The organism is Ruegeria sp. ABM4_193 (genome assembly GCF_056158705.1).
The window spans coordinates 165,481-180,335 of sequence record NZ_JBSWTT010000003.1 but is presented as its reverse complement, the minus strand read 5'-3'; the positions used below and the strand labels follow the sequence as shown (position 1 = coordinate 180,335).

General features: G+C 56.0%; 14 protein-coding genes and 1 riboswitch. Of the genes, 6 read left to right on the top strand and 8 right to left on the bottom strand.

The window, feature by feature from the left end:
• Positions 1-19 precede the first annotated feature (19 nt).
• The 3 genes from ACXADZ_RS19180 to ACXADZ_RS19170 form a co-directional block, all read right to left on the bottom strand.
• A complete protein-coding gene (locus ACXADZ_RS19180) occupies positions 20-1,537 on the bottom strand; it encodes a cryptochrome/photolyase family protein (RefSeq protein ID WP_475198969.1) in 1,518 nt (505 codons plus the stop codon).
• Positions 1,538-1,780: 243 nt separating this feature from the next.
• Positions 1,781-2,359, bottom strand: a complete 579-nt coding sequence (locus ACXADZ_RS19175) for a carboxymuconolactone decarboxylase family protein (RefSeq protein ID WP_475198967.1) — start codon at positions 2,357-2,359, stop codon at positions 1,781-1,783.
• Positions 2,360-2,521: 162 nt separating this feature from the next.
• Positions 2,522-3,607, bottom strand: a complete 1,086-nt coding sequence (locus ACXADZ_RS19170; protein WP_475198965.1) for a hypothetical protein — start codon at positions 3,605-3,607, stop codon at positions 2,522-2,524.
• A gap of 96 nt (positions 3,608-3,703) precedes the next feature.
• On the opposite strand from ACXADZ_RS19170, the gene ACXADZ_RS19165 reads away from it, so the two are divergent.
• Both ACXADZ_RS19165 and ACXADZ_RS19160 read left to right on the top strand, forming a co-directional pair.
• Positions 3,704-4,627 carry a LysR substrate-binding domain-containing protein gene (locus tag ACXADZ_RS19165; protein ID WP_475198962.1) on the top strand — a complete coding sequence of 308 codons (924 nt, stop codon included), beginning with the start codon at positions 3,704-3,706 and terminating at the stop codon, positions 4,625-4,627.
• A 99-nt stretch (positions 4,628-4,726) separates the two neighbouring features.
• Positions 4,727-5,773 carry an aromatic ring-hydroxylating dioxygenase subunit alpha gene (locus ACXADZ_RS19160; protein ID WP_475198959.1) on the top strand — a complete coding sequence of 349 codons (1,047 nt, stop codon included), beginning with the start codon at positions 4,727-4,729 and terminating at the stop codon, positions 5,771-5,773.
• A gap of 110 nt (positions 5,774-5,883) precedes the next feature.
• Here the strand turns inward: ACXADZ_RS19160 and ACXADZ_RS19155 are convergent, their stop codons facing one another.
• Genes ACXADZ_RS19155 through ACXADZ_RS19135 form a run of 5 tightly spaced genes read right to left on the bottom strand, consistent with a single transcriptional unit; the run spans position 5,884 to position 9,296 of the window.
• Positions 5,884-6,540, bottom strand: a complete 657-nt coding sequence (locus ACXADZ_RS19155) for an energy-coupling factor ABC transporter ATP-binding protein (RefSeq protein WP_475198956.1) — start codon at positions 6,538-6,540, stop codon at positions 5,884-5,886.
• Positions 6,537-7,319 carry a cobalt ECF transporter T component CbiQ gene (gene cbiQ / locus ACXADZ_RS19150; protein ID WP_475198954.1) on the bottom strand — a complete coding sequence of 261 codons (783 nt, stop codon included), beginning with the start codon at positions 7,317-7,319 and terminating at the stop codon, positions 6,537-6,539. Before cbiQ ends, ACXADZ_RS19155 begins: the two co-directional genes overlap by 4 nt.
• Entirely contained in the window at positions 7,319-7,897 is a 579-nt protein-coding gene (locus tag ACXADZ_RS19145; RefSeq protein ID WP_475198953.1) for a cobalt ABC transporter permease, read from the bottom strand. The genes cbiQ and ACXADZ_RS19145 overlap by 1 nt, the downstream gene beginning before the upstream one ends.
• A complete protein-coding gene (cbiM, locus tag ACXADZ_RS19140) occupies positions 7,894-8,505 on the bottom strand; it encodes a cobalt transporter CbiM (protein ID WP_475198951.1) in 612 nt (203 codons plus the stop codon). Before cbiM ends, ACXADZ_RS19145 begins: the two co-directional genes overlap by 4 nt.
• A gap of 5 nt (positions 8,506-8,510) precedes the next feature.
• Complete coding sequence (locus ACXADZ_RS19135; protein ID WP_475198950.1) at positions 8,511-9,296, bottom strand: DUF4198 domain-containing protein; 786 nt, start codon at positions 9,294-9,296, stop codon at positions 8,511-8,513.
• Between the two features lie 129 nt (positions 9,297-9,425).
• Positions 9,426-9,628, bottom strand: a riboswitch (cobalamin riboswitch).
• 217 nt (positions 9,629-9,845) lie between these two features.
• Here ACXADZ_RS19135 and ACXADZ_RS19130 point away from each other — a divergent pair.
• From ACXADZ_RS19130 to ACXADZ_RS19115, 4 genes are read left to right on the top strand one after another with little or no spacing between them, the layout of a single operon-like run.
• On the top strand, positions 9,846-11,003 hold the full coding sequence (locus ACXADZ_RS19130; protein ID WP_171671333.1) for a LacI family DNA-binding transcriptional regulator: 1,158 nt from the start codon (positions 9,846-9,848) through the stop codon (positions 11,001-11,003).
• A complete protein-coding gene (locus tag ACXADZ_RS19125) occupies positions 11,000-12,355 on the top strand; it encodes an ABC transporter substrate-binding protein (protein ID WP_171185692.1) in 1,356 nt (451 codons plus the stop codon). The genes ACXADZ_RS19130 and ACXADZ_RS19125 overlap by 4 nt, the downstream gene beginning before the upstream one ends.
• A 57-nt stretch (positions 12,356-12,412) precedes the next feature.
• Positions 12,413-13,645, top strand: coding sequence for a carbohydrate ABC transporter permease (locus ACXADZ_RS19120; protein WP_475198946.1), 1,233 nt, complete (start codon positions 12,413-12,415; stop codon positions 13,643-13,645).
• On the top strand, positions 13,645-14,853 hold the full coding sequence (locus ACXADZ_RS19115) for a carbohydrate ABC transporter permease (protein WP_475198945.1): 1,209 nt from the start codon (positions 13,645-13,647) through the stop codon (positions 14,851-14,853). The genes ACXADZ_RS19120 and ACXADZ_RS19115 overlap by 1 nt, the downstream gene beginning before the upstream one ends.
• Positions 14,854-14,855 lie beyond the last annotated feature (2 nt).

Sequence of the window (14,855 nt, the reverse complement as noted above, 5' to 3'; positions counted from 1 at the left end):
AGAAGGTGGTGCGGGTAAGCTAAAGCTGGTCCAACACCATCTTCGCGCTTTCAAGATAGTCTTGCTGTTTGTCAGGGGCCATTCGGCCCCACGTTCTGTAGGCATGGCCTAACCGGGGATTGTCGCGCAGTTTTTCCGCATTGCGTACCAGAAAGTCCCAATAGAGAGGGTTGAACGGGCAAGCGTTCGGGCCGGTTTTTTGCTTCACATCATAGCGGCATGTGCCGCAATGATCCGACATCTTGTTGATGTAGTTGCCGCTGGCTGCATAAGGTTTCGACCCCAGTAACCCTCCATCGGCAAATTGGCTCATGCCGATGACATTAGGGGCTTCAACCCATTCATATGCGTCGGCATAAACAGCTAGATACCACTCATGCACTTGTGCCGGGTCAATTCCGGCCAACATGGCGAAATTGCCCGTGACCATCAGACGTTGAATGTGGTGGGCATAAGCTTCATCCCGTGTCTGCAAGATTGCCTGTCTCATACAGGCCATGTCCGTATCCGCAGTCCAGTAAAACGCGGGAAGGGGGCGTGTGGCATTCAGGAAATTCTGCTGCGTATAGCCCGGCATTTGCATCCAATAGATGCCGCGCACAAACTCGCGCCAGCCGATGATCTGGCGAACATAGCCCTCGACCGCGTTTAGGGGGGCTTGGCCTTCATAATAGGCCCGCTCGACCCGGTGGCAGATCTCCAGCGGCAATAACAGCCCGGCGTTCAAATACTGTGCGAGAACCGAGTGATACAGGAAAGGCTCATCCGTCAACATCGCGTCCTGATAGTCACCGAAATGCGGTAAGGCGGTTTCCACAAAGTGTTCCAGCGCTTGCAGGGCTTTGTCCCGTGTTACAGCAAACCAGAACGGGCGCAGCGTCCCGAAGTGGGTGCTGAATTGAGCGTCGACCAAGTCCAGAACTTCGGTGGTGATTTCATCCGGTTCGACCTGCACAGGCTGCGGCATGAAGAAATCTGACCTTGCGGGTTTGCGGTTCTCTGTATCAAAGTTCCATTTGCCGCCCTCGGGCGCATCGCCGTTCATCAAAAGCCCGGTTTTGCGGCGCATTTCGCGATAGAAAAATTCCATCCGCAGCTGTTTGCGCCCCTCGGCCCATTGGCGAAACTCGGCATGATCAGCGATGAAACGGTCATCGGGCAAGACTTCCAGGTCGCCGCATTCGGAAAAGGCTTGGCAAAGGCGGTGTTCGCCGGGTTCGGTGACGACGGCCGTTTTCAATCCTAAGTCATTTCGGGCGCGGTCGATTTCACCCACAAGGCTGCCGGTGTTTTCTGGATCATCCAACTTTACGTATCGGACGCGCCAGCCCTCCTGTTCAAGCTCCTGTGCAAAGTGACGCATAGCAGACAGAACAAAGGCAATTTTCTTAGGGTGGTGCGGAACATAGCGTGTCTCATCCCGGACTTCTGCCATAAGGACGACGTCGCGCGCGGCTATACCTTGTCGCAGCGCAGCCATCTGGGTGGAAAGCTGATCGCCAAGGATAACAATCAGTTTTGGGCGCGTTTCATTCATAAACGCTGAGCTAGAACGTTAGCGTCAGTCGACCAGATCAACATGCGCGCCAAAGATTGTGCCGCTGCGGCAGCATAACACCCGTTGCCTCAAAAAGGGTAAAAGTGAGAATTACACCGAGACTTCCGCAAAACGTTTCAAGATTTTAAAGAAACAGGCGACACGCATCAGTTGCATCCAGTGCTGCCACCGCACGGGCTGGATTTAAAACGCAAGGTTGGTCTGGCAGAAAAGTTCTTGGGTTCACTCACTGGCGTAGTAGCCAACCACATCGCCATCTGTTGTTACGCCCAAACCGTTCAGCAATCGATTGGCGTAGTTGAAATAGCCAACGATCTGGTTGATTTCGAGGATCTCGCCGTCGTCCCAACCTGCTTGTCTAAGAGCGGCGACGTCGGACTCGACCATTTTGGCCGGGGCCACTGTCAACTTCTCGGCGTAGATCAAAGCCTCCAGATGCGCGCCGTCGAAGGCGTCCTGCGGTTTGTGGGCTTTCAGCGCGGCCTCGATCTTGTCCGCACGCGCCTCATCGGCAATCAGGTGTCGGGCATTGGCCCAATGATTGGCGTAAGAGTAAGGACACGTGTTCAGTGTCGAAACATAAGAGCTGATAACTTCCTGAAACCACATGGGGATCGTGTTGCTGTCGTCGTGCAAGCACGCGCGATACAGCACCACGTGCCCTTTCATGGTGTTGGGGCGCAGGGAATGCACCCGCATGACATTGTCCACGGTACCGTGCGGTGTCCGGGCAAGGTCCAGCACCGCCTGCAGAGGTGCATCGGCATCTTCGTCAGAAATCATCCGTATCCAGGCAGACATGAAACGGTTCCCTTTCCTTAGTCATGAGAGCTGTGTTTGCGGCAGGACAGAGCATTGTTCCGCCGATCTATGAACAAGCACTGCCTGCTAAGCAACCAGATTGAGCCTGGTGCGGCGCTGCACCGTGCCCGTATCTCGGATGGTACTACTAAGTCAGACAAGTTAGCCGGCTTTTCGAAGCCCGATATCCATGTCCGGATGGGCAAACAGCCCCGCAGCGCATGGATACCGGCTTAGAATTTCGGTGCCACCCGGAAGGCGATCTGCATAGAAACGCCCGTTTTCCCAATAGGTAGTGCCATCGATGACGATGCTGGGATCGATAACGTTCCAGCAGATTTCACCCGGCGCGTAGGTGCCGCATGTGTGAAAATGCAGGATACGTGGATTGCCGAAGGCAGCCCCGCCCCAACGTTCGTAGTTCTGGCGCATGTCCCAAGGATAGCCGCATCCGGGATGGATGCCTGCGTGCCAGGAATGAACGAAGTCTCGCTCAATGCCGAACTGTTCGGACACCCGATCATAATGCGCTTCGGCCCGTGCCACATCCGTCGGATGCCCTTCGAACCCCGTCAGGCGACCCTGATCGAGGCGGGCGAGAACCGGGTGAGTGAATTCGATTGTGTAGTCATCATAATATTTCGAGCCCGTCCCCGTCAGAAACGTCAGTGCAACACGGCCAGAAAAGCTGTGCGCCGGTACCGGTGTGAAAACTGACATAGGGAACCGCAGGACCGAAGTATCGCCCGACGGGTCGAGGTTCATTTCAGGTTTTCCACGCACATCGGTGCCCAGAGGACAGGTGAACCGAACCTCCTGCGCGGTGTTCAAAACCTCATTGATCCCGGCCTTGAGCTCCATGAAGGCGTCATGATGGCCATTTGAAAAACCGGATCCGAATTGTTCCCGGCTTAGGGCAAAACTGACAATGATCTTTTTGCTTTTTGGCATCTGCGAAAAACGCAACTGGTCCCCAAGGCGCGCCAAAAACAGGATGATGTCAGCAGTCTCGAACCGGGCCAGCAACCCTGGGGGCAAATGCGGTTTGTCAGGGTTGAACCCCACATCAACCGTATCCACGAACAAGCCCATGGACCGAGCCACCTCGGAAACAATTTTCACGCTATCCGCGTCGAAATACCCAAATTCTGGCGGCTCGTACGCGATCAGCAGCCGGTCACCTGCGGTTGCTTGCGCACAGTTGGTCAAAAGGTTTTGCGCGCCGCGTTCGGGCGTAATGTCCGACATTCGCGTCTCCTGAGGGTTTGGGTTTGTAGAGATTACCAACCGGCGAGGTCACCAATCTATTTGAAAGTGATTATGAGTGACATTAGAGTTACTAATATGATCTTGAACTTGCCCTATTCCGCCCTAAGAGCGTTCGAGGCCGTTGTCCGCCACTCCGGGTTTTCGCCTGCGGCGACGGAATTGGGCGTTAGCCAAAGTGCAGTCAGCCAGCATGTGCGCAGCCTTGAGGAATGGTTGGGGCGCGAGTTGCTGGTTCGGGGCGCGCGCCAGTCACGCCCGACCCGCGAGGGGGAGTTGCTCGCACTTGCGATCTCAGAAGGGTTGGGACGCATTTCGGATGTGTGCGCGCAACTCAGGGACAAAACCCGTTCGGACAGGACAATTGTGATTTCATGCCTGCCGGGTTTTGCCTTCAACTGGTTGTTTCCACGCCTTTTACGCTTTGATATGGCACATCCGGACCTGTCGATTTCTATTGCAACTGACACCGGGCAATTTCCATTTTCTGGTGCGGATGCCGATATCGGAATTCGGTACGGTTTGGGCGATTACCCCGGCTATCAGGTCGATTTGCTCATGAATGAGCAATTGTTCCCGGTATGCGCGCCGTCGCTGTTGCCCGATCTGCGAAACGTTGAAGACCTCGCCAGACACACAATGCTGGTGGATGAGAACCTGCATCACGGGGCAGCCAGCCCCACATGGGAATTCTGGGCGCGGCGCTGTGGTCTGACTCTGCCAACCGCGCTTCGAACACGCCGATTGGGACAGTCCAATATGGTTGTTCAGGCGGCAATCGAAGGTTTAGGCGTGGCATTAGGGCGGGAACCGTTGGTCATTGATATGATGAGCGACGGCCGCTTGGTTCGACCCTTCAAAGAAATGACCCAATCACCGCTGTCTTATTGGCTGGTCCGACGGCATGAAACCAAAGACAGCGCCAAAGTGTCCGAGTTCCTGACATGGATTCACTCCGAAGTTGCCACACAACCCGAAATCCCGCAGTCTGCATCCTTTTGAAATTAGCCTAGCTTATATAAGCCATTAAAACTCTGGCATGGTATGTGAGTGTTCAGCCACTCATACTGGCAAAAGGCACCTAGAACATTGGAGAGCTGAATGTTTCTGAGAAACTGTTGGTATGTCGCCGCCTGGAGCAAGGACGTCGGGCGCGAACTGAAGGCCGAGACGTTTCTGGGTGAAAACATCGTGCTCTATCGACAACTGGACGGTACTCCGGTCGCGCTAGAAGATGCCTGCCCCCATCGCAAACTTCCGCTTTCAAGGGGTAATCTGATCGGCGATGTCGTCGAATGCGGGTATCACGGCTTAAAATTCGATTGCTCAGGCAAATGTACTGACAGCCCAACCCAGCGCGGAATGACCCCGCGCCGGGCGGTCGTGAAATCCTATCCGGTGGTGGATCGGTACAGGTATCTTTGGATTTGGATGGGTGATCCTGCCCTTGCGGATCCGGACAGGATTTTTCCGATTGAGAACTTTGATGACCCCAGCTGGGGCAAAACCGATGGTGGTGTGATGGATATCGACTGCCATTACCTGTGGGTCTGCGACAATCTACTGGATCCCAGCCATGTGGCTTGGGTCCATGTCACGTCTTTTGCGGGCGCGGGCACGGATGAAGAACCGCTGGATGTTGAGAAAACCGATCGTGGTGTGATCGTGTCACGCTGGATCGAAAACAAACCGCCTTCACCGTATTACGCAAATCTGGTCGCGTTCGAGGGCGACTGTGATCGGCTGCAGCACTACGAGATGTGCCTGCCTGCCATCGCGCTGAACAAATCCGTTTACACGCCCGTTGGCACCGGCGGCTATGGCAAACCCCCGGTCGACAAGACCTATGTCAATATCTCGTACAATTTCATGACGCCGATTGACGAAGACCGCACCCGCTATTTCTGGTTCCAGCATCGCAATACGGATCCCGACAATGCTGAAGTTTCAAAGTTCATGAATGACGGCGCGCGTATGGCCTTTCTTGAGGACAAAGAGGTGTTGGAGGAGGTGCATCTTGGCATGAAGCACGCCAAGACACCTCATATCGATCTTGGCTTGGACAAGGGGGCCAAACTGTTCCGCAAGGCGCTGGACACTGCCATTGAAGCTGAGACGGCATCCGCCGAACTTGCAGTTCAGGCCTGAGCTCTGGTCTAACGATCCACTTCAAATGATGGGAAACATGGCCGGAAATAGGGCAGATCGGCAGGATCTTGGTGCAATGTATTAGCCAGCTGAAACTGGTGTCTTGCAGGTCAAAACCCAGCCGAAACCAGTTTTCCATTTCTCAGCTCAAGCGTGTCCGGCGCCAATGCCTGGCGGAAGGATGGGGCATGGCTTACCAGCAAAATGGCCTGTGGCAGGTCCTTTAGGATCTCCAGCAGACGGGCCTCGTTCTTCGTGTCGAGCGCATTAGTTGGTTCGTCCAACAACAGCGCCTGTGGCTCCATCGCCAGCACGGTGGCAAGGGTCACAAGCCGTTTTTCACCCCCGGACAATTTATGCGTGATGCGGTCCCGCAGGTGCATCAAGTCCAGGTCGGACAGAACCTTGTCAACGATGGCAAGCGCTTCGGCCTTGCTGCGGCCCAGATTGAGCGGTCCAAACGCGATATCTTCTGCGACGGTGGGGCAAAACAGTTGGTCGTCGGGGTCTTGAAACACCAGCCCGATCTCGCGGCGCACCTCGTGGAAATCTGCTTCGGCCCGTCGGTCCTTGCCAAGGGCAATCACGCGTCCTGCGGTCGGTTTCTGCAACCCAAGGGCAATGCGAAACAACGTGGATTTTCCCGCGCCATTGGGCCCTGCTATTGACAGGCGTTGCCCCGGATCAAGCGAAAGCGATGCACCGTCCAGCACGGATGCCTGCCCGGGATAGGCGAAATGGATATCTTCGAGTTTAAGGATCGTCATAGGAAATCCAGACAAAGAAGACCGAGGCAGATCGAACCCAAGGTCACAGCAAACATGCAATCCCGCCGGGTCAGGTAAAAATCCTGCAGCAAAAGTAGCCGCCCAGAAAACCCGCGGCATTTCATGGCGCTAAGTATGCGTTCTGACCGTTCGATGGCACGCACCAGCATCATGCCCACCAGATAGCCAAAGCTGCGATACGTGTGCCAGTTGGTGCCGGGGCGGAAACCACGAACTTTCATGGCCCCGCGAAGGCGCAGATATTCTTCGCGTAAGACTTCGATATATCTGATGGTGAACATCAACAAATGCACAAGAACCTCTGGGCAGCGCAGTTTGTGCAAAGCATGACCCAGAGTGACGGGTTCCAACGTGCCGACCAGAACCATCAGGGTCAGGACCACGGCATTGGCTGTCAGAGCAATCTCAATAGCTTTCCACAGTCCCTGCCAACTGGCCGGATACCCAAACAGGGTGAACATCGCGTCACCGGGCATGGAAAAGGGCAAAAGTATCAACATGAAGATGATAAAGCTGTCCATCATGACCATGCGTTTAAGTGTGCGGCGCACGGGTAGGCGAGACATCAATAGCAGGCCGATAGAGACCGCCAGAGCCACAATCAACGCGGGGATGTTGGATAGCGAAACCGTAACAACAGCAAAAATGCACGTCATCACGATCCGCATCCTAGGGTCCAACTCTCCGATCACCTCAAAGGATGCGCTGGCATCAGCTTCGGCCAGCGTCTTTGCCTGGGGTTCCAGAGCGTGAGCCATCAGGCGGCCATTTTCCGGCGTGCAGCGACATAAAAGCCGATGCCGAATAGACCGATGATGTAGCCGATCCCACCAAGAACGGTCTGCAAGTCGTTGTGTTCGCGATAGGCTGCAATCTCACGACGCAGAGGGCGGGTTTCGTCTCGCACCGCTTGGGCAATGGCCGCGCGCTCCTCGTCGGTTAATGACGCGACAGTCGTCGCGGTGTCGTTTGCGTTTTCAACCTGCGTAACAGGTTTTACAAGCTCGGCATCCACGCCCAAAATCTCAGCCACTTCCTCGGCGGGCATGGTGACCTCGGCTAGATGACCAGCGCCCAGATCTGCTTTGAAAGTGTGCGCGACAAGTTCGGTGGGGGTGTAGAGGAAGAAACCATCGGTATCTGTGACTGTTCGCCCCAGTTCAGCGCCATCGGGGCCGTAAACAACAACTTCTTGGTTTTCAGCCATGTCGCCGTTGGAAAAGCCCAATTCCCCTTCAATCGCGTCGCCTGCAGGAAAGACCCCGGCGATAACTTTATGGGCCAGCGCAGGAAGCGGGGTAAGCCATATCGCAACAACAAAAATTAGCTGTCTCATACGGGGGCACCCCTCAGAAAGAGTTCAGGCTTGACCTGGCGGGCCAATAGAATAGCAAAACCGGTAAGTACCGCTTCGATTGCCATGACGGGAATGTGTGCAAAAAAGACCAGTTTCGCGGCTGGTAGGAATTCGTCACCAGACAGAGCCAGAGAGACAGCGACAAGGGCCGTCGTGGCTGCAATCGAAAACGCTCCTCCGATGCCGCCCCAAACAGCGCCCTGCACCGGAGAGCCGCGTGCGATCAGACGGCCAAAGATCATCCATGTCAGCACCGCCGGAAGTGCGATGTTGACCGTGTTAATCCCAAGCACAGTCAAACCGCCAAAGCCGAAAAACACGGCTTGAAGCAACAGGCCAACAAAAAGCGCAGGAAAAGCGGCCCAGCCGAGCAAAAGCCCGGCCAGACCGTTCAGTATCAAATGCACAGAGGACGGGCCGATCGGCACATGGATCAGCGAGGCTACAAAAAAGCTGGCCGACAGCACGCCCGCGGTGGGAATGCGGTCGAGGTCCAGCGATTTCAGCCCTATGGCAATGCCGCCAGCCGCTGCGATTGCGCCGCCGATCACAACTGGGTTCGAAAGGGCTCCGTCCACGATGTGCATAGGGGTTACTCCAGATCCCAGGCGCGGATCCAGATCACAGCATCCTGGCTCAGTTCTTTGCCTTCATGTTCGGTTTTTGGGCCCGCACCCAAAGCGGCAAAACCCCAGTAACCCGCTTTCGGTACGCCAAAGGTGAAATAGCCGTTCTCATCTGAAATCGCGGCCAATGCGCCGCCCGGTAGTGGGGATGCTGTGGCGTCTTTGGCACCGTTTCCCGCCAGATCGGGCTCGGCTGCCATGTATTCGATTTCGATCTCAGCACCGGCAACCGGTTCGCCTTCGCTCAGTACACGGCCGGTGAAGGTGGAACCTGCAATGACGTTATAGGGCTTGTTCAACGGCAGAATTTCGGTCGCCAGACCTTGCGGTTGATCCCAGTCGGTGGGCAGTTCATTGCGGTTCAGGTAAGCCTTAGTGATCTGCTGGATATAGATATCCTCGGATTCTTCGTAGTAAGGCGCAGGTACCGTCACCAGCACATAGTCGCCGGAACGTTTCACCGGGACCGAACCGAGAAAGGCTTTGGCGCTGTTCTCGGGGCCTTCGAATGTGGTTTCTTCCAATGTACCCAACAGATCGGTCTTTTCGCCGTTGTGGATCACATAGAATTCTTCTGGCTTTTCCAGGGTCATCACGTGCCCGGCTTCAAACGGATGCCAGAAGACCAACTTGACCGGAACGTCGCCCGGACGCTCGATCATGGTATCCTCGGTGTATTCCAGCAAGAAATGAGCCTGAGCCAGCGCGGGCAGCGCCGCAGTAGCGGCCGCGGCCAACAAAAAGTGTTTCACAAATACGTCCTTCTCACGTCGCGCCTTCCCCGGCACGCATTGGTTTTTGACATAGGGGAATGCGAAACTATCTGCCCCAACAGGCAAACAGATCCGGCGCACACCCCGTCGCCGATGATGAGCACCCTTTCCGAGGGCGCATGTTCGGCAGGTCTCCTGACTTGCGGGTCTTAACGCTAAACTGGCCTTCCCGGGTGTGACCCAGTGGCGTAATCAGTCTCGCTCGCCGCTTACAGTTGCGGGGGCAGTTGCAGAATTGGCCAAGAATGTGCCGCACTGCATTCCCTATTGCCTCCGGGTGACTCCCCGGAACCGAACATGGCGCGTTGATGACAGAAAAACTTGATCATGGTCAACTCCCGATTGCGGCATTGGGAGGGTCATCTGCGAATTCCAGAGGTGTTCCGCTTTAAACTCATCGGCTGCGGTGATGTCTAAGTGTTGGTGTTGTGACCTGTTCGTTGATTGGGAGTGATTGTCCGTCGCGGGGTGCTGGAATTAATTTTTTGATTGCCGAAACCGGTTTCGAAGCAGTTAAATGAAAGAATGATGGCGAATCCCGAATTGCAACAGCGACAAATCCGATCCCAGCGCGCCGCGTCCGGTGGGCGGGTGAAGCTTGACGAATTGGCACATCACCTTGGCCTTTCGAAAAGCACCGTGTCGCGTGCATTGAACGGGTATTCCGACATTTCAGAATCAACGCGAAAGCGTGTTGAGGTGACGGCGCGCAAGATGGGGTATCGCCCGCTCAGCCATGCTCAGGCTATTCGAACAGGGCGCGTGCGTGCCATTGCCATGGTCATCAACAGTGAAGAACCGGACCGGCACAATCCGTTTTTTCAGGACTTTCTGGCAGGGGCTTGTGAAGCTGCAAGTGCGTCTGACTGGACGATGACAATTTCGACCGCGAAGTCGAAGCAGGACATGTTAAATGTTTTGGGCCGTTTGGTCGAAGAACGAAAGGCCGATGGATTTATCCTGCCGCGTACCGAAGTAGATGACGCGCGAGTTGGGTACCTCAGCGACCTGCAGGTGCCTTTCATCCTTTATGGTCGGACAGGATATGGTCGAACCGGCTATCAGGACGATACGTCGTGGTTTGATATTTCCGGTGAAAAAGCCATGAGCGGCGCGGTCGAACGTCTGGTCCGTTTTGGTCACAGCCGTATCGGGTTTGTCGGCAGTGATCCAAAGTTCAACTACAGCCACCTGCGTCGGGATGGCTATGTCGACGGGCTTAGGGCTGCAGGATTGCCAGTCGATCCCGAATTGATCCGCGAAGGGGCCCGCACCCGCGAAGAAGGGGCCGCTGAAGCGCGCGCTGTATTGCGTCTTCCTGTCCCGCCTACCGCGATAGTATTTGCGACAGACCAAGCGGCACTGGGAAGCTACTCTGTTTGCGCAGAATTTGGCCTTGAGATCGGGCGCGATGTCTCGGTTCTTGGATATGACGGGGTCCCGGAATGCCAATACGCCAGCCCCGGGCTGACGACGTTCAGCGTCGACTCCAAACGGGCAGGCGAACGCCTTGCAACGATGCTTATACGTCAGACCCGCGGGGAAGAACCCGCAACTTTGCGCGAGCTTAGCCAGGCGGTGCTGATCGAACGCGACTCTGACGGGCCGCCACTGCTGACGTCGAACGAGTTGGCGAAAAAAATCAAACAATCCATGGAAGACAATCGGGGAGGAAACCGACCATGAAACTTACACCAAAAGCAGCCAGGCTGATGCTCGGCTCTTCGTTGGCACTGGCGCTGACGGCCATGTCGGTACAGGCGGACACGATCCGTTTCTGGACGACCGAAGAGCAGCCCGAGCGTCTGGCGAAACAGCAGGAAATGGCTGACCAGTTCAAAGCTGAGACCGGTACAACCGTTGAGGTGATACCTGTCACAGAAACGGATTTGGGCACCCGCGCAACCGCAGCCTTTGCCGCAGGTGACTTGCCAGATGTGGTCTACCACCCGTTGCAGTACGCCCTGCCGTGGGCCGAAGCGGGCATTCTGGACACCGAAGCTGCGACCGAAGTGATCGAAGAACTGGGCGCTGATACTTTCGCTCCGGGTGCCTTGGGCATGGCAGCGTTCAATGGTGAAACCGCCTCGGTTCCGGTGGATGGCTGGACGCAAATGGTTGTCTATCGCAAGGACCTGTTCGAAGAGGCCGGCTTGGAGGCGCCTGACAGTTTTGCAGATATTCAGGCCGCACTTGAGGCGTTGCATAACCCGCCAGAAATGTATGGTTTTGTTTCGGCCACCAAAGTTGACGAGAACTTCATGAGCCAGGTGCTGGAGCATGTTTTCCTGGCAAACGGTGTCAGCCCTGTTGGCCCCGATGGGTTCCAGCCGCTTGATGAGGCCAAGACCACCGAAGTTCTGGATTTCTACAAGGCTATTTCCAAAGCTTCGCCTCCGGGTGAGCTGTTCTGGAAGCAATCGCGCGAGCTGTATTTTGATGGTAAAGCCGCCATGATCATATGGTCGCCATTTATTCTGGACGAATTGGCTGGTCTGCGCGACAGCGCCCCGCCGACCATCAACGACGACCCGACCTCGCGCGATCTGGCCAGCAAGACTGGTATCGTTACCAAACTGTCCGGCCCGTCGAACCCCGATGGCGCGGCCTGGGGTGATGTGCGGTATTTCGGTATCACCAACGATGCTGACACCGACGCGGCGATGGAATTCGTAAAGTTTGCCATGGATGACGGCTATACCCAGACGCTGGCTATTGCGCCTGAGGGAAAGTTCCCCGTGCGCCGTGGTAATGCAGACAATCCGACCGCGTTCTCTGAAGCCTGGGCGGAACTGCCCGTCGGTGTCGATCGCAAGGCCCCTCTGGGCGAGCTGTATGAACAGGCCATGATCGACGAGATTGTTGGTGGTCTGGACGTGGCGCAGCGCTGGGGCGTAGCCGAAGGCCAATTGGCGCTGGCGTCGAAAATGATCAACTCTCAGGCCATCAATCGTGTTGTACGTCAGTACATTGATGACGAGATCGACGCAGCCGCAGCGGTTGCAGCCATGAACGAAGAGCTGGCGAAGGTTCAGTAATCTAGTGGCAACTGCAGCGGCGTGCGCGCCGCTGCACCCAACCCTTCGAGGTACCCCATGACTTCGGCCACCCCACCGACCGGAACCGGGGCGTTAGCTAAACGCGAGGCGCGTCTGGCCTGGACGCTGCTGGCTCCGACCGTGATCAGTGTATCGCTTGTGGTGATCTTGCCTTTGCTGGCAATCTTCTGGATCAGCTTCAAGCCGTTTACCCTGTCCGATCTCCGCCCACCCGCACCGGTTGTGCGTGAAAGCCTGCGCGGATCGGGCGACGATCTGCGGATTGAATACCGTCTGCGCAACTCCAGTCAGGAGATCGCAATCGACGGCGTCACCCTTAGCGACGTTCTGCCCGACGGTGTCGTCGCGGGGGACGTTGCCGCCCCCTGCGTTTTGGACGGGCAGGACCTGTTTTGTGACTTCGGCACTCTGGAAGGGGGGCAGCGCGAGCGTATCCGCATTCCCGTTGACGTGGACGGCGACCCCGATGCGTTTGAAGACGTGGTCGAAGCGTCAGAACCGCGTGTAACTGGAAGTGGGCCGAACGTTCTGACCAACTTTGAATTCAGCCTCGAAAACTATGCTCGCGTCTTTGACGGGTCTGAGTTCTGGGGCGTTCTTTGGGTTACACTGTTTTACACGGTGTTCGGGACCATTGGCGCTTTGGTCATGGGCTTGTTCGCGGCGCTTTTGCTGAACAAAAGCTTCAAAGGGCAGGGGTTCATCCGGGGCCTTTACCTGTTTCCCTATGTCGCTCCTGTCATTGCGGTGGCCTTTACCTGGGTCACGCTGTTTGATCCGTTTTCGGGCTCAGCCAATGCGCTTTTGATCCAAATGGGTCTGACCAGTGCACCGATCAACTTTTTCGGCGAACGCCCTCTGGCGCTTATCATGGTCACGGTGTTCGAAATCTGGCGCTATTTCCCGCTGTCCTTCCTGTTCATTCTGGCGCGGATGCAATCCATTGATAGCAGCATGTATGAAGCCGCTGATATGGATGGAGCGTCGCCCTTCCAGAAGTTCTGGTTGCTGAGCATCCCGCAATTGTTGGGCATCCTGTCGGTACTGTTCCTTCTGCGCTTTATCTGGACGTTCAACAAGTTCGACGACATTTTCCTGCTGACCGGTGGTAATGCAGGTACCCGCACACTGACTGTGAATGTCTATGAGCAGGCGTTTGCGATCTCAAACATCGGGGCAGGCGCGGCGGTGGCCGTGGTCATCCTGCTGTGCCTGATCGCCTTCAGCTTTGTCTTCTTCCGCTTCATCAGCCGTGAGGAGGGTTTGTGATGCGCAAAGGTTTCATCACTGGCCCGGTTCTGGGCGCACTCTGGTTGGTCATCATTGCAACCACCGTTTCCGTCACCATGTCCTTCGCCACGGGCGCAGCGTTTCGCCCGCAGGTGGGTTTGAGCCTGATCTGGGGCGCAGTGGCAGGTCTTACCTATGTTGCGTTTCCTGCGCGTCACGCCCCGGCGCGCCTGGCGATTTCTGTGCTGCTGGGTTTGTCCTGCCTAAGCGGTTTGGGCCCCGTTCTGATTGGTCCGGATACGACGCTGCAGGCAAGCCTAATCACTGTCATCGCGGTTGCGGTTGTGATGCACCTGTCATTGGCCGAGATCCTTAAGGAACTGCCCTTCACCGAACTGACACGCCATGAATTCGAAGAGGCGGTGATCCGCTTTTGCACCGGATTCGGGTATATCTTTTTCACGGCCATTGTTGTCATCCCATTTTATGTGATGGTGATGACCAGCCTGAAATCGCAGCAGGCGCTGTTGCAGAACCCCCTGGATTTCTCAGTTGACCTGAGCCAGGGCACCGCGTTGTTCCGCAGCTATACCGAACTGTTTCGCGACTTCAATTTCGGCACTTATCTCTGGACGTCCTTCTATGTTTCGGTCCTGACTGTGTTCATCACGTTGCTGTTCAGCGTCCCCGGTGCCTATGCGGTGGCGCGGTTCCGGTTCAAAGGGCAAAAGGCGTTTTCGCGGTCGATCCTGCTGATCTACATGGTTCCGATGATCGTTCTGGCGCTGCCGATTTACATCGCGTTTTCGCTGACGGGCCTGCGAAACTCGATCCTTGGCATTGTCATGATCTACCCGGTCACGACGATCCCCGTCGCACTCTATATGCTGCAAGGCTATTTCCGTGGCTTGCCCACCGAAGTGGAAGAGGCTGGTCTGATGGATGGTCTGTCGCGTTTGGCTGTGATTTGGAAGATCACCCTGCCGCTCAGCCTGCCTGCGCTGGCCTCGGTGTCGCTCTATGTCTTCATGATTGCGTGGAACGAGTTCCTGCTTGCTTTCATGCTGCTGGACGATCCGTCGAAATTCACTCTGACCCGAGGCGTTACAATGCTGAATTCCTCGGAAATTCCCCGACAACATCTGATGGCTGGTGCGGTGATCGCCACTCTGCCGATCATGGCGTTGTTTCTGGGACTTGAACGTTTCATGACCAAGGGCCTGACTGCGGGGTCCGTCAAAGGATGACT

Bases quoted from the DNA above. Each gene is read 5' to 3' on its own strand.
- ACXADZ_RS19180 (WP_475198969.1), bottom strand. From the start codon at position 1,537: ATGAATGAAACGCGCCCAAAACTGATTGTTATCCTTGGCGATCAGCTT.
- ACXADZ_RS19175 (WP_475198967.1), bottom strand. From the start codon at position 2,359: ATGTCTGCCTGGATACGGATGATTTCTGACGAAGATGCCGATGCACCT.
- ACXADZ_RS19170 (WP_475198965.1), bottom strand. From the start codon at position 3,607: ATGTCGGACATTACGCCCGAACGCGGCGCGCAAAACCTTTTGACCAAC.
- ACXADZ_RS19165 (WP_475198962.1), top strand. From the start codon at position 3,704: ATGATCTTGAACTTGCCCTATTCCGCCCTAAGAGCGTTCGAGGCCGTT.
- ACXADZ_RS19160 (WP_475198959.1), top strand. From the start codon at position 4,727: ATGTTTCTGAGAAACTGTTGGTATGTCGCCGCCTGGAGCAAGGACGTC.
- ACXADZ_RS19155 (WP_475198956.1), bottom strand. From the start codon at position 6,540: ATGACGATCCTTAAACTCGAAGATATCCATTTCGCCTATCCCGGGCAG.
- cbiQ (WP_475198954.1), bottom strand. From the start codon at position 7,319: ATGGCTCACGCTCTGGAACCCCAGGCAAAGACGCTGGCCGAAGCTGAT.
- ACXADZ_RS19145 (WP_475198953.1), bottom strand. From the start codon at position 7,897: ATGAGACAGCTAATTTTTGTTGTTGCGATATGGCTTACCCCGCTTCCT.
- cbiM (WP_475198951.1), bottom strand. From the start codon at position 8,505: ATGCACATCGTGGACGGAGCCCTTTCGAACCCAGTTGTGATCGGCGGC.
- ACXADZ_RS19130 (WP_171671333.1), top strand. From the start codon at position 9,846: ATGGCGAATCCCGAATTGCAACAGCGACAAATCCGATCCCAGCGCGCC.
- ACXADZ_RS19125 (WP_171185692.1), top strand. From the start codon at position 11,000: ATGAAACTTACACCAAAAGCAGCCAGGCTGATGCTCGGCTCTTCGTTG.
- ACXADZ_RS19120 (WP_475198946.1), top strand. From the start codon at position 12,413: ATGACTTCGGCCACCCCACCGACCGGAACCGGGGCGTTAGCTAAACGC.
- ACXADZ_RS19115 (WP_475198945.1), top strand. From the start codon at position 13,645: ATGCGCAAAGGTTTCATCACTGGCCCGGTTCTGGGCGCACTCTGGTTG.